Raw genomic sequence first — 14,145 nt, forward strand, 5'->3', positions numbered from 1 at the left:
TTTAAGAAAAAACTTTTATTAAACAAACCTTTAAGAACTTGATAAAAATCACAAAAAAAAGCGAGAAAAAATTTTCTCGCTGTGTGAATTAAAAATTAAAATAAAAAGTTTATGAAGTTTGTGTTTTACTGAGGTGTATTTTGTGGTTTCATTCCGCCTTGTTTCCCTCCTTTTCTCATGGCTTTATTTTTCCATGCATCTCTTTGTTTCTGCATGTTTTCTAATCTTTGTTTTTGCCATTTATCATATTGTTCAGGCGAAAGGATTTTTTTCATTTCTGCATCATGAGCATCTCTTTTCGCTTGCATTTCTTGTTGTCTTTGCTTTCTCACTTCTTCCATTTTTGCTCTATTCGCTTCTCTTTCTGCATTATTTTTTTCTTGTAAAGCTTTTATTTGTTCCACTTGCTTTTTAGAAAGATTAAGTTCTGTGGTCATCTTGTCTAAATGAGCTTGTTGTCTTTCTTTCGCTTTCTGAACCATTTCTGCTTTTTTAGCTTCTCTTTGTTCTGGCGTAAGTTTTTGTCTCTCTTGGCCGAACATAAATACTGCACCAAAAATGGCTGCACTTAAAATTATTTTCTTTGTCATTTTTTTGTAATTATTTGGTTAATTATCTTTTTGATGACAGAATCTTACAAAAGTTAAAAGCTGAAAAGCTAAAATTTTGTTAAAAAAACTTAGCTATATTTTTCGATGAGGTTTTTAATAACTTCTTCTGTTTCATCAGGAAAATTGACTTGAATGGGTTCTGCATTTTTGAGCCAATGATTTAATTTTTGGTCAAATTCTTTCTCACTCCAAATCACAGTTGCTCCCATTTTTTCGGCAGCCAAAGCATTGCATTGCTGTTCATACTGATGAAACATAGGCACACACAGAAGTTTTTTGCCCAAGAATAAAGCTTCAGCGGGACCTTCGAAACCGCCACCCGTTAATAATCCTTCTGATTTTGCTAGAGATAGATTAAATTTTTCATTATTCACCTTATAGATTTCTACATTTTCTTGAGAATAATCTACGCGAGTATGTTTAGAAAAAACTTGAAATTTTTGGTCTGGATGCTTTGATAATTTTTTCAAAATAAATTCATCTGAATAGGCAGGAAGATAAACCGTGTAATGTCCTAAATTTTCTGGTTTTAAGTTCCTTATTTCCGAACGAATGACTGGCGTTCTGATAAAATCATCATATGGCTCGAAGTGAAATCCCACTTTATCAGTAGCTGGTGCATAATTTTTGAGAATGATTGCACCCAGATGAATTCCAGAAATAATAGGCGTTTTAGGAGACAAAAATGCTGATTGATGACTCAGCGCTACCGATTTTTTCCCTCTCAGTTTACAAGCCCAAGCGGTAACAGGTTCAAAATCATTAATCACCAAATCATAATCTTTCACTGGGAGATTTCTAATATCTTTTATTAATTGTGAAAAATCTGCTTTTCGGAAACTGCCTCTATAATCTATTCCACCCTTGGTTCCGAAATCAAAACCGAAACCTTTGAACTGATATTTTATTTCTTCATCTAGATTTACGTCGGCTTGAGTTCCGCTGATGAGAATATCAAGTTCACCATATTTTTTGAGGATGGGAATAATTTCTCTTGCTCTGGAAACATGTCCGTTTCCTGTTCCTTGAATCGCATATAAAATTTTCATAACTACGAAGTTAGAACAAAAATTTTCTCAAAATTCAAGTTTAAATAAATTTAATGTTAAATAAAAAAGCGAAACTAAAGTTCCGCTTTTGTGTGAATGTAAAAAATTAGTTTGATATGAAGAATTACTTCTCATATTTAACATAATCAAATCTCGTGCCTAAAAATTGGTTTATGTTTTTTATCATAAAAAATGAGGAACAATAGAATCGTTCCTCATTTAAAAATCAAAATATTGGTATGTAAAAGTATGATGTTTCTATCTAAATCCGCCACCTCTGTTTCCGTTACTGTTGCCATTTCCTCTACCATTATTACCAGAAGAACGATTTTCTGTAGCTTTGTTTTCTTGACTTCTGAAACCACCGCTTCTTACTGCGTCATTTCCTCTGTTTTGGTTTTCACTTCTTTGAGGAGAAACGCTTCTGAAGCCTTCATTTCTAGATGGTTGTTGATTTTGGTTCCCGTAGTTTCTGTCATTATCATTTCTAGAATCTGAACTTCTAAATCCGCCATTATCTCTAGGTCTTTCATCAGATGAACCTGATCTAAAACCTGAATTTTCTCTAGATTTCTCGAAATTTCTATTGTCATTATATGCTCTATCATTATTTCTGAAACCTCCTGTTCTGTAAGCATCATTTTTAAATGTTCTTACATCTACATTTCTATATCTAGGCGTCACATAAACAGTTGGTCTATAATGTTTTACTCTATAATTTTGATAGTAAACAATCGGATTATAGTTTCGATAATATCTTTGATAATATACTACGTAAATTCTAGGACCTAAAATTCTTTCTAATGCAATAAATCTATCATAATACCATCTGTTAGGATTATATCTGTAATATCTCTGCCAATGTCCATAACTAGAGAAACGTGAGTTTAAGATTCTTATTTCTCTGATTTGATAAGGAGAAAGCCTGAATTCTACAAAAAATCTGTCCCAATTGATGCTGATAATCGTGTTCCTGTAATCATTATAATATCCTCTATATAAATCATTGGTGTAATAATCATTAGGATATTCATAATAATATTCGTCTGGATAATTGTAATCATCATAATAATATTCATAGCCATAATTGTTGCCATAATCATCATTAGGATAATATTGTGCGTATGAAATTCCTGTAACTGATAACGCAGAAACGAGGAATAATTTTGTGAATATAGATTTCATCTTCTTAGTTATTTAATGTTCTATTATGCATTATTAAAAATACGTGCCAAACTTTCTATTTTTTGATAACGAAAGGTTGTATCTTTTTAAAAATGTAGAATTTAAGCCATATTTAACAACTAAGAATTTGATGTAGAAAAATAAAAAAAGTTAAAATCTAAACTCGATTTTAACTTTTTTATTGTGTAACTAAGGAATTTTAATCTCAATTATTGTCTGTTTGATTCACTTACAAACTGTGCAATTTTATCATTAAAATGTTCTTTTTGTAATAAATCTTCTAGTGCAATATGCATTCTGTATCTCCAATAATGAGGGAAAACCGCTGGATTATTGATTCTCTCGTCATCTGCATAAGGATTTACAATTTCATAATCTGTAGCAAAATACTCTTGAATTGGGAAAATCGCCAACATCGCTTGAGAATGCAAATGCTGTTTCATAATAATCTCTGCCAATTCTGGAAGAAGTTCCGAAGGTGCAGTTCCGTATTGATTCAATTGGTTATTATAGTAATTCTGCGTAAGTTCTCGGTTTTCTTTCCACCATTGTCTTAATGTAGAACTGTCGTGAGAAGAAGCTGTAACTACGTTCATATAACCTGCATTTTGAGGATTGTAATACGGAACATCTTCTTTTGGCGAACGCTGAACTTTGAGCGCTGTTATTCCTAAAGCATCCATCACACCAGGAACACAATCTGGAACCAAACCTAAATCTTCGCCGCAAATCAACATATCCGTTGCAGAAAGCAACATAGGTAATTTTTCCATGGCTTTTTCATGCCAAAGTCCATCTTGTCTTCTGAAGAAATAATCGATATACAATTCATGCAATGCATTCTTTTCCCAATCAGAAAGGTGTTGATAGGAAGATGTTTTTTGAATGTTAAATCTTGGATGATAAACAATGTCTTCGCCATTATTTTCGGTTAAGAACAAAACATTCGCAGCAAGTGAAATCAGTTTTTCTTCCATCCAATCTCTAGGATGCGTTTTAAAATAATTTACTAATTTTCTTTGCGAATCATATTCTGGTTTGAAATGATACACTCCATTTTCTTGATACAAGAAATGTTCTGCAATCACCTCTTTTTCGTAACCGAAATTATCCCAAAGAATTTGGTCATTGATAAAAGGTCTGCAATATCTATCATAATTAAATGGAATATGTCTTGCCGAAAATTCTTGCAAAGTCACAGGAACTGCAGGATAAAAATACCCTAAAATTCCTTGTGCAGCAGTCATTGGCATTCTCCAAATCCTGAAAAATCCTAGAATATGGTCTATTCTCATCGCATCAAAATAGCGCGCAATTACGTTAAAGCGTTTTTTCCACCAATCGTAATTGTTTTCTTTCATCACTTCCCAATTATACGTTGGGAATTCCCAGTTTTGACCTAAATCAGAGAATTCATCAGGTGGTGCTCCTGCTTGAAAATCCATCCCGAAAAGTTCTGGCTCTGTCCACGCATCAGCAGAAAATCTGTAAATACCGATTGGCAAATCTCCTTTCAAAGAAATTCCTAAACCGTGAGTATAATCTACTGCATCTTTTAACTGTAAATGCAACTGATATTGTACCCAAGAATGAAGCATTACACTTTCAAATTCGGCATGTTTTGCATCAAAAAACTGAGAAATTTTTCCTGCAACGTATTTTTTATGCGTTTTCCAATTATTGAAATTAGGCGTGTTATTTTTATCTCTTAAAACACAAAAAGCAGCATAAGGTTTCAGCCAATCTGCATTTTCTTTCAAGAATTTTAAGAAATCTTTGTCTTTAAGAATTTCAGATTTATTTTCTTCAAAAACGGCTTTGATGAATTTCCATTTTCCTGAAATCATTTGTTCATAATCCACAAATTTTTCAGCATTTAATTCATCTTTTTTGTGCTTATATTCTAGTTTTAAATTTTCTGGAATTGAAAATTGCAGATTCTCTAAACTCAAATATTGTGGATGCAATGCATACACCGAAATCGCAGCATAAGGATAAGAATCCGTCCAACTGTAATTGGCGGTAGTATCATTAATTGGCAAAATCTGAATGATAGAAAGATTAGTTTTATGAGCCCAATCTGCTAATTTTTTAATATCTGCAAACTCCCCAACTCCAAAACCATTTTCGCTTCTTAAACTAAAAACAGGAATGGCAACTCCAGCTGCTTTGTACAATTGTTCGGCATTAAATCTGAAATAATGATCTGCATGAATTTGCAAAACTTCCGCATCCTGATTAGGGAAAGCCAATCTGTTTTCGCCGTATTCTACTGCAATAACTTCGCCTTTTTTCTCGTCGAAAATTCCGTATTTATACTGTACAAATTCTTTTTGTTTTTTTAAATCTACCGCCAATTCCCAAACGCCAACAGAAGTTTGAGCCATTTTTGGAGCGTCTGCATAATTCCAGTTACCCAAAGCTTCATTATTTCCAAGAATCACAACCTTCCAATCAGGCGAATACAGCGGTGCTTCTAATCTGAAATGATGCGTATGTTTTTTAAGAATGGCAACTTTCTCTGCTTTTAACTCTCCTAGTTTATTTTGAAGAATCTTATTATTGAGATAGTTTTCAGGGAAATTTTTATTGTTCCAGACATCGTAAATGTTATACTCTTGGAAATTATTCACAAAATTCAATCGATGATAGCAAATCTCCTCATTAATGATTTGATTATTATCATCTAGAACCAAATATTTGTATTCTATAGATTTAGAGAAAAAATCGATTTCGCCCTTCCAATTTCTATTATCAGAGAAATGAAGGTCATGTGTTTTCACATTTTTCCCTTCAGAAACTTGAATGGCTAACCTCTGCCCAAACTCAGTTCCATAATTAATAGTGAAATATAATTTCATTTTTTTCGTTTTTCAACTCACGAATTTACAAAAATATATATGCTTTAGAAAAAATTAATTATATGATTTTTAATTTGTTTCTGATAATTTATGCCTTTAAATAAAGGGATTTAATGTCTCTTGATGATACAATAACATCTAATAAAGTTTCTAAAAAATCAAGGTATTTTAAAAAATTTTATTCTGCCGAAATTTGTCATTTTTAGTAAAAAGTATTCTCAAATTACAAACAGGAGCCTATTTTCAAGAAAACAAAAACCCTTTCTGCATTTAGAACACAAAAAGGGTATATTATAAAAATTAGATTTCTTTTAATTTAATACATAAGAAGTTCCTTCTCTTCCGTCTTTCAGTTCTATGCCTTGTTCTAATAACTTATCACGAATTTGGTCTGAAAGTTCAAAATTTTTGGCTTTTCTGGCTTGATTTCTAAGTTCTATGAGCACTTGTAATGTTTGGTCCAATTTTGAATTGTTATTTTCTTCAATATTTTGTAAACCTAAAACATCAAATACAAAAGCATTCATCAAGGTTTTTAATTCCTCTAAATCTTTCGAAGTAATATTTTCTTTTCCATCTTTCAGTTTAAAAATAAAACTTACCGCTTCAAAAAGATGAGAAATTAAAATTGGCGAATTGAAATCATCATTCAAAGCATCATAGCATTTTTGTTTCCACTCTTTTAAGTCAAAACTAGAAGACGCTTCGACTCCGCTCAGCGTGACAGCGTTTAAAACTTTCAAACTTTCCATTAAACGTTGGAAACCTTTTTCTGAAGCCAACATCGCTTCGTTTGAAATATCCAGAACGCTTCTGTAATGCGCTTGTAAAAAATTAAAACGAACTACAGTTGGATGAAACGGTTTTTCAAAAAAATCATTTTCACCAGAAATCAATTGCTGCGGAAGAATATAATTTCCTGTTGATTTACTCATTCTTTGTCCGTTCATGGTCAGCATATTCGCGTGCATCCAATATTTCACTGGCGAAACACCGTTGCAACCTTTTCCTTGTGCAATTTCGCATTCGTGGTGCGGAAATTTAAGATCCATTCCACCTCCGTGAATATCAAATTGTTCACCTAAATATTTGGTAGACATTGCGGTACATTCTAGATGCCAACCTGGGAAACCTTCTCCCCAAGGTGAAATCCATTTCATAATATGTTCAGGACTTGCTTTTTTCCACAGGGCAAAATCTTGTGGATTTTTCTTTTCGTTTTGTCCGTCTAAATCTCGCGTATTGGCAAAAAGTTCGTCAATATTTCTTTTGGAAAGTTCGCCATAGTTTCCACCTTTTTCGTTGTAAGCACGAACATCAAAATAAACAGAACCGTTGCTTTCATAAGCCAAACCTTTTTCGATTAAATCTTTGGTGAGTTCTATCTGTTCGATGATGTGACCTGTTGCAGTTGGCTCAATCGTTGGAGGTAAAAGATTAAATTTTTCTAAAACTTTATGAAAATCTACGGTATATTTTTGCACAATTTCCATAGGTTCTAGTTTTTCGAGACGAGACTGCTTAACGAAACGGTCGTTATTTACATCTCCATCGTCAGTCAAATGCCCCGCATCTGTAATATTTCTTACGTAACGAACATCATAACCCAAATGTTTCAAACTTCTATAAATAAAGTCGAAATTCATAAAAGTTCTCACATTTCCTAAGTGCACATTGCTGTAAACGGTTGGTCCACAAACGTACATTCCTACTTTGTTGCCGTTAATAGGTGTGAAAATTTCTTTTTCCGCAGAAAGCGAATTGTATATTTTAAGTTGCATTATTTTATAGTTAAGATTTAAAAATTGAAGAATTAAGATTTTATTTTATAAAAATCAGCAACAACAAATAATTGTAGTTGTAAAAATCTGGTGTGATATTTTTTTAAATCTGGTCATAATTAATTATTTGAAGTTTAGATCAATATAAATTTTCCAATTGAAATTAATCAAACTTCGCATGACTTCCTACATAATGTAAGAATTCTTGTCTGGTAATAGGATTGGTTCTAAAAATCCCGCTTAATTCTGCGGTAATGGTAGAACTTGCAGTATCTTTTATTCCTCTACAATTTACACAAAGGTGTTTTGCATCAATAATACAGGCAACATCTTTAGTTCCGAGAGCTTCTTTCAGAGCGTCAACAATTTGCATCGTCAAACGTTCCTGAACTTGCGGACGTTTTGCGTAATAATCTACAATTCTATTGATTTTAGAAAGCCCAATTACGTCTCCGTTTGAAATATACGCAACGTGCGCTTTGCCAATAATGGGTAAAAAATGATGCTCACAGAAAGAATACACGGTAATATCTTTCTCTACCAGCATTTGTCTATACTTATATTTATTGCTGAAAGTAGAAATCCCTGGTTTGTTTTGTGGCAAAAGTCCACCAAAAATTTCGTTTACATACATCTTTGCAACACGTTTTGGTGAATCTTTAAGAGAATCATCGGTCATATCAAGACCTAAAGTGTGCATAATCTCTGCAAACTTTTCTTCTATAATTTTTATTTTTTCTTCTGGAGTCTTTACGAAAGCATCCTCACGAAGCGGAGTATGGTCTTTGCCTGTAAAAACATCATCATCGTTTTCAAAAAAGTTACTCATAGTCTGAAATAATGTCACAAAATTAAGAATTAATCTCTAATTCGTATTACTAAAATATTATTAGACTGATTTACAATAATTTAAAATCAAAATATATGAAAAAAATTTGTATTGGCACAGAATTTTATATATTTGCACTTGAATTAACAAAAATTTTTAAAACAAATTGCTATGTCAGACATTACATCAAGAGTAAAAGCTATCATCGCAGATAAGCTAGACGTGGAAGAAACAGAAGTAACTCCTGAAGCAAGCTTCACTAATGATTTAGGTGCAGATTCTTTAGATACTGTAGAATTAATTATGGAATTTGAAAAAGAATTCAACATTCAGATTCCTGATGATCAGGCAGAAAAAATCACTACTGTAGGTCACGCAATCGCTTATATTGAAGAAGTTATCAAACAATAATTTTTATTACAAAAATTAACAAAACTATGGAATTGAAGAGAGTTGTAGTAACAGGATTTGGTGCAATTACACCAATTGGTAATAATGCTCAAGAGTATTGGGAAAACCTTGTAAAAGGTGTAAGTGGCGCTGCTCCTATCACTCTCTTCGATTCTACTAACTTCAAAACAAAATTTGCTTGTGAGGTTAAAAACTTCAATCCTTTAGATCATTTTGAGAAAAAGGAAGCAAAAAAAATGGACCGAAACACTCAACTCGGTGTGGTGGCAGCTCGTGAAGCTGTTTCACATTCTAGAATTATCGAAGATCAAGTAGATAAAAACAGAGTGGGTGTAATCTGGGGCTCAGGAATTGGAGGTTTAGAAACTTTCGAAACCGAAGTTCTAGGCTGGGCAAAATCTGAAGGAATACCTAGATTTAATCCTTTCTTCATTCCAAAAATGATTGCGGATATTACTCCGGGTCATATTTCTATGGAATACGGTTTTCACGGACCTAATTACACTACAGTTTCTGCGTGTGCATCTTCTGCAAATGCTTTGATAGATGCTAAGATGCTTCTTCAGTTAGGAAAAGCAGACGTAATTGTATGTGGAGGTTCAGAAGCTGCTGTTACCGCATCTGGAATGGGAGGATTTAATTCTATGATGGCTCTTTCTACAAGAAATGATAATTATAAAACTGCTTCTAGACCTTTTGACAAAGACAGAGATGGATTCGTGTTAGGAGAAGGTGCAGGTTGTATCATCCTTGAAGAATATGAACATGCTAAAAAACGTGGTGCTACCATTTATGCAGAACTTGCAGGTGGTGGTTTAAGTGCAGATGCATATCATATGACAGCACCTCACCCAGAAGGTTTGGGCGCTTATTTAGTAATGAAAAATTGTTTAGAAGACGCAGGATTAACTCCAGATGAAGTAGACCACATCAATATGCATGGTACCTCTACTCCATTAGGAGACATTGCTGAATCTAATGCAATTGCCAGACTATTAGGCGAACATGCATATGATATTCAAATCAACTCTACTAAATCTATGACTGGTCACCTTCTTGGTGCAGCTGGTGTAATAGAAGCTATAGCAGCGTTAGGAACTATTTTACATGGTATTGTTCCTCCTACTATTAACCATTTTACTGATGACGAAAACATAGACAGCAGATTAGACTTTACGTTTAATCACCCTGTGAAAAAAGATGTAAAAGTAGCCATGAGTAACACTTTTGGTTTCGGAGGTCACAATGCTTGCGTTCTATTCAAGAAATTATAATGGGCTTAAAAAATTCATTACAAAAATTTCTACTTAAAAGACCTTTCAAAAAAAAGACTGAAAAAGAAAAGCTACTTTCTGCCAGAGTTAGTAAAATAATTGGGCAGAATGTGAAAAATCTTGATTACTATCATGAAGCTTTTTCTCTGAAAATTCCTAATAAAACTACGGGAGCCAAAAACTACGAAAGATTAGAATTTTTAGGAGATGCAGTCTTAGGAAGCATCATTTCTTGCTACCTTTATAAAAATTATCCTGTTGCCAATGAAGGATTTCTTACCCAAATGAAATCAAAAATTGTCAATCGAAAAAACCTTAACTCTCTAGGCGAAAAACTGAAGCTTACAGATTTTATTCAAAATGGTGGAAATGGTAATTTAGGTGAAAACATTTCGGGGAATCTCTTCGAAGCCTTTATTGGTGCGCTATATTTAGACACCAATTATGAAACTTGCGAAAAAATTGTTTTAGAAAAATTGTTTACCGATAAACATATAGAAAAACTAGAAAACAAAATCGTAAGTTACAAAGGATTATTGCTAGAATGGAGCCAAAAGAAAAAGGTGACTATCAAATATGATATCACCGAAGAAACTTTGCCCAATAAGAGCCTTCTATTTAAGAGTTGCATCTACTTAAATAATGTAAAAATCTCTTCTGCCACAGAAACTTCTAAGAAAAAAGCAGAAGAAAAAGCAGCACAAAGAGCGTTTTACTCCTTAAATAAAAAAGAACACATTGTTGAAAAACAAAAAAATATTTCTTGACCTAGAAGATGATGAACCAATGGATATTGGTTTACTTAGATTGGCTAAAAAATTACCCGATCACGAAATATTTTTCGAAATTAACAAAATAAATCCCTTCCAATTCGTAAGAACAGACGACTTAAAAATAAAACAGTTTTGTTTTACAAAATTCGAAGGATATCACAAAGAAACTAAAAATTGCTATTCTATAGTATCTAACAAATCAGCACCATTACGAAAAAAAACAGACAACGAACTCTTTGCACAGACTGAAGAAATCAAATTTCTGATGCCCAAAAATAAAGATGTAGACTACATTATTTATGCAAAGGATAGTTTTAAAGATTTTTCACTAATTTTGCTGCCAGAAAACATCATGTTTCAAATACAAGATTTTTCTTTACAACCCAATAGCGAACTATACAAGCTAATTAATTATTATGAATAAGAGAGCGAAAAAAACCAAAGTAATCGCAACATTAGGACCTGCTTCTTCTACGAAAGAAATCATGCTAGAACTGGTAAAAGCTGGAGCCGATGTTTTTAGAATAAATTTTTCTCATGCCGATTACGAACTGGTTAAGAGAAATGTAGACATTATTAGAGAAATCAATCAAGAATACGGTTATAACATCTCTATTTTAGGAGATTTACAAGGTCCTAAATTAAGAGTAGGTGTGGTAAAAGAAGGTTCTTTCCTTAATCCAGGAGACGTACTTACCTTTACCAATGAGCCTTGCGAAGGAGATTCTACCAAAGTATTCATGACTTACGAAAAATTCCCGCAAGACGTAAAAGTTGGCGAAAGAATCCTTATTGACGATGGGAAATTGGTTTTCGAAGTCATCGAAACCAACCAAAAAGATACGGTAAAAGCAAAAACGATTCAAGGTGGACCATTAAGCTCTAAAAAAGGAGTGAATTTACCGAACACTAATGTTTCTCTTCCTGCTTTGACAGAAAAAGACATCGAAGATGCTAAATTCATGATTGAAAATGAATTCGACTGGATTGCACTTTCATTCGTTCGTCATGCTCAAGACATTATTGATTTAAAGAAATTAATTGAAGCGCATTCTGATTTCAAAATTCCAATTATTGCAAAAATTGAAAAACCAGAAGGTGTAAAAAATATTGACGAAATTCTTCTAGAATGTGACGGATTAATGGTTGCACGTGGAGATTTAGGAGTAGAAGTTCCAATGGAAGAAGTTCCTGTCATTCAGAAAAAATTAGTAGACAAAGCCAGATATTACTCTAAACCAGTAATTATCGCTACGCAAATGATGGAAACCATGATCAGTAGCCTTACTCCAACTAGAGCCGAGGTAAATGACGTGGCAAACAACGTATTAGACGGCGCCGATGCAGTAATGCTTTCTGGTGAAACTTCTGTAGGAAAATATCCAGTAGATGTAGTTAAAAACATTACAAAGATCATTAAGAATATAGAATCTACTAATCTTTACGAAAAGAAAAATGATATTATAGAAAAAATAACTTGTGTAGACGATCGTTTCGTAACAGATATGGTTTGTCTTAACGCAGTTAAAATTGCAGAAACTACTGGTGCAGCAGCCATTATTACGCTTACTCACTCTGGTTACACTGCTTTCCAAATTTCTGCACACAGACCTACTTCTAGAATTATCGTTTTCAGTTCTAACAGAAGAGTTCTTACCATGCTGAACCTTTTATGGGGAGTAAGAGCGTTCTACTATGATATGAACAAATCTACAGACGAAACGGTAATCCAAGTAAACATGTTAACACACCATTACGGTTATGTAGAAAAAGGAGATTTCGTAGTAAATCTCAATGCAATGCCAGTTTATGAAGGTGGAAAAACCAATACACTCAGATTAACAAATATATAAAATAAAAGCTCCAAAAATGGACTGCCCCCAAAAAGTTAGACACTTTTTAGGGGCATTTTTTATGGGGAAAAGTAAATATTCAGTAGACTTTAAATTAAAGGCTATAAAGAGATATCACAAAGGGGATATTGGAACAGACGATTTAGGAAAACGCATTGGAGTTTGTGGTTCCTTGGTTCGTAAATGGATAAAATTTCTAAAACTTACCGATAATGGTTTTGGGAGCTGTAAATTCTTTGAGTGCATACAGAGACAATTCTACTCCATATCCAGAATTCTTTCTTCCACCAAAAGGCAATCTTACATCCGAACGAAAAATTTGATTAATTGCCACACTTCCGCTTTCTAAATTCTCTGCGAATAACAAAGCTCTTTCTTTATTTGAGGTGAAAACTGCGTTTCCTAATCCAAACATGGTATTATTGGCAATTTGTAAAGCTTCTTCATCACTTTTCACTTTAAAAACCATTGCCAATGGACCAAATAATTCTTCCTGAGCAATAGGATTTTCTGGATTCATTTCTAAAATGCCTGGTTTAAAAGCCATATTTCCTACAGATTCTAACGCTACAATAGCTTTCGCTCCGTTGTTAAGCGCTTTTTGATATTGTTTTTCTAAATCTGAAGCCAAATCTTCTCTCGCCATTAATCCTAACTTCGTTTCTTCATTCATAGGATTTTCTGGCTGATATTTTTGATACTCTTCTGTGAATTTTTCTACAAAATCTTGATATACTTTTTCGTGAATAATAAATCTTTTCCCTGCTACACAAGTTTGTCCATTATTCTGTAATCTTGCTTGTGCTCCATCTTTTGCAGCTTTTTCTACATCTGCATCTTCACAAACAATAAAAGCATCACTCCCGCCTAATTCCAAAACACATTTTTTTAAATTTTTTCCTGCAGTTTCGGCAATTTTTCTTCCTGCGGCTTCGCTACCGGTGAGAGAAACGCCTCTGATAATAGGATGAGCAATCATTTCTTCTACTTGCGAATGAGAAACATTTAAAAAAGTAAAAATACCTTTTGGAAAACCTGCTTTCTCGAAGATTTCTTGTATGGTTACACCTGATTTTTCACAAATAGAAGCATGTTTTAGCACGATTACATTTCCTGCTAAAATGGTAGGAACTGCAAATCTAATCGCTTGCCAAAAAGGAAAATTCCATGGCATAACGCCCAAAATAACGCCCAAAGGTTCGTGATGGATTTCTGAAATTTGAAATTCTGTTTCTACTTGTTCCGTTTTCAGTATATTTTCTGCGGTAGCATAATAATCACATAACGCCGCACATTTTTCTATTTCTGAAACCGATTGCGAAATGGGCTTATTCATTTCTTTGGTTATAATTTCGCCAAATTCTTGCTTTCTATCATTCAGAATTTCAGATAGTTGAGTGAAATGTTTTTGTCTTTCTTCAAACGGAATTTTTTTCCATTTTTGAAAATTGTCTTGAGAATTTTGTAAGGTATTTTGAAGGAATTGTTCCATAATTTTTGATTAAAAAAGTGTACAAA

Annotated in this window: 12 protein-coding genes; 5 read left to right on the plus strand and 7 right to left on the minus strand. The window is 33.2% G+C overall.

All coding sequences use genetic code 11. The features are described from left to right. Positions 1–125: 125 nt before the first annotated feature. The 6 genes from QO190_RS07555 to folE form a co-directional block, all read right to left on the minus strand. Positions 126–590, minus strand: coding sequence for a hypothetical protein (locus tag QO190_RS07555; protein ID WP_104794241.1), 465 nt, complete (start codon positions 588–590; stop codon positions 126–128). Positions 591–679: 89 nt separating this feature from the next. Further along, positions 680–1,660, minus strand: a complete 981-nt coding sequence (locus tag QO190_RS07560; protein WP_371462251.1) for a glycosyltransferase family protein — start codon at positions 1,658–1,660, stop codon at positions 680–682. Between the two features lie 258 nt (positions 1,661–1,918). Beyond that, a complete protein-coding gene (locus QO190_RS07565; protein WP_371462252.1) occupies positions 1,919–2,845 on the minus strand; it encodes a hypothetical protein in 927 nt (308 codons plus the stop codon). A 209-nt stretch (positions 2,846–3,054) separates the two neighbouring features. After that, a complete protein-coding gene (locus QO190_RS07570; protein WP_371462253.1) occupies positions 3,055–5,706 on the minus strand; it encodes a 4-alpha-glucanotransferase in 2,652 nt (883 codons plus the stop codon). 311 nt (positions 5,707–6,017) lie between these two features. Next, positions 6,018–7,487, minus strand: coding sequence for a cysteine--tRNA ligase (cysS, locus tag QO190_RS07575; RefSeq protein ID WP_371462254.1), 1,470 nt, complete (start codon positions 7,485–7,487; stop codon positions 6,018–6,020). Between the two features lie 163 nt (positions 7,488–7,650). Next, the gene (gene folE, locus QO190_RS07580; RefSeq protein ID WP_371462255.1) at positions 7,651–8,316 is read right to left on the minus strand and encodes a GTP cyclohydrolase I FolE; all 666 of its coding nucleotides are present in this window, start codon (positions 8,314–8,316) and stop codon (positions 7,651–7,653) included. A gap of 171 nt (positions 8,317–8,487) precedes the next feature. Between folE and QO190_RS07585 the strand changes: the two genes are divergently transcribed. Genes QO190_RS07585 through pyk form a run of 5 tightly spaced genes read left to right on the plus strand, consistent with a single transcriptional unit; the run spans position 8,488 to position 12,627 of the window. Then, positions 8,488–8,727: an acyl carrier protein gene (locus QO190_RS07585; protein WP_069800766.1), complete on the plus strand. Its 240-nt coding sequence runs from the start codon at positions 8,488–8,490 to the stop codon at positions 8,725–8,727. A 26-nt stretch (positions 8,728–8,753) separates the two neighbouring features. Beyond that, complete coding sequence (fabF, locus tag QO190_RS07590; protein WP_371462256.1) at positions 8,754–10,001, plus strand: beta-ketoacyl-ACP synthase II; 1,248 nt, start codon at positions 8,754–8,756, stop codon at positions 9,999–10,001. Further along, complete coding sequence (gene rnc / locus QO190_RS07595) at positions 10,001–10,768, plus strand: ribonuclease III (protein ID WP_104794234.1); 768 nt, start codon at positions 10,001–10,003, stop codon at positions 10,766–10,768. Before fabF ends, rnc begins: the two co-directional genes overlap by 1 nt. Continuing rightward, complete coding sequence (locus QO190_RS07600) at positions 10,743–11,198, plus strand: IPExxxVDY family protein (protein WP_104794233.1); 456 nt, start codon at positions 10,743–10,745, stop codon at positions 11,196–11,198. The genes rnc and QO190_RS07600 overlap by 26 nt, the downstream gene beginning before the upstream one ends. Then, positions 11,191–12,627: a pyruvate kinase gene (pyk, locus tag QO190_RS07605; protein WP_371462258.1), complete on the plus strand. Its 1,437-nt coding sequence runs from the start codon at positions 11,191–11,193 to the stop codon at positions 12,625–12,627. The genes QO190_RS07600 and pyk overlap by 8 nt, the downstream gene beginning before the upstream one ends. 196 nt (positions 12,628–12,823) lie before the next feature. Here the strand turns inward: pyk and QO190_RS07610 are convergent, their stop codons facing one another. Next, positions 12,824–14,119, minus strand: coding sequence for an NAD-dependent succinate-semialdehyde dehydrogenase (locus tag QO190_RS07610; RefSeq protein ID WP_371462259.1), 1,296 nt, complete (start codon positions 14,117–14,119; stop codon positions 12,824–12,826). Positions 14,120–14,145 lie beyond the last annotated feature (26 nt).

Origin of the sequence: Cloacibacterium sp. Arc13 (assembly GCF_041431305.1) — a bacterium.
GTDB lineage: Bacteria > Bacteroidota > Bacteroidia > Flavobacteriales > Weeksellaceae > Cloacibacterium > Cloacibacterium caeni_B.

Coding starts and splice junctions, on each gene's coding strand:
- QO190_RS07560 (WP_371462251.1), bottom strand. CDS start 1,660: ATGAAAATTTTATATGCGATTCAAGGAACAGGAAACGGACATGTTTCC.
- rnc (WP_104794234.1), top strand. CDS start 10,001: ATGGGCTTAAAAAATTCATTACAAAAATTTCTACTTAAAAGACCTTTC.
- QO190_RS07565 (WP_371462252.1), bottom strand. CDS start 2,845: ATGAAATCTATATTCACAAAATTATTCCTCGTTTCTGCGTTATCAGTT.
- folE (WP_371462255.1), bottom strand. CDS start 8,316: ATGAGTAACTTTTTTGAAAACGATGATGATGTTTTTACAGGCAAAGAC.
- QO190_RS07570 (WP_371462253.1), bottom strand. CDS start 5,706: ATGAAATTATATTTCACTATTAATTATGGAACTGAGTTTGGGCAGAGG.
- fabF (WP_371462256.1), top strand. CDS start 8,754: ATGGAATTGAAGAGAGTTGTAGTAACAGGATTTGGTGCAATTACACCA.
- pyk (WP_371462258.1), top strand. CDS start 11,191: ATGAATAAGAGAGCGAAAAAAACCAAAGTAATCGCAACATTAGGACCT.
- QO190_RS07555 (WP_104794241.1), bottom strand. CDS start 590: ATGACAAAGAAAATAATTTTAAGTGCAGCCATTTTTGGTGCAGTATTT.
- QO190_RS07585 (WP_069800766.1), top strand. CDS start 8,488: ATGTCAGACATTACATCAAGAGTAAAAGCTATCATCGCAGATAAGCTA.
- QO190_RS07610 (WP_371462259.1), bottom strand. CDS start 14,119: ATGGAACAATTCCTTCAAAATACCTTACAAAATTCTCAAGACAATTTT.
- cysS (WP_371462254.1), bottom strand. CDS start 7,487: ATGCAACTTAAAATATACAATTCGCTTTCTGCGGAAAAAGAAATTTTC.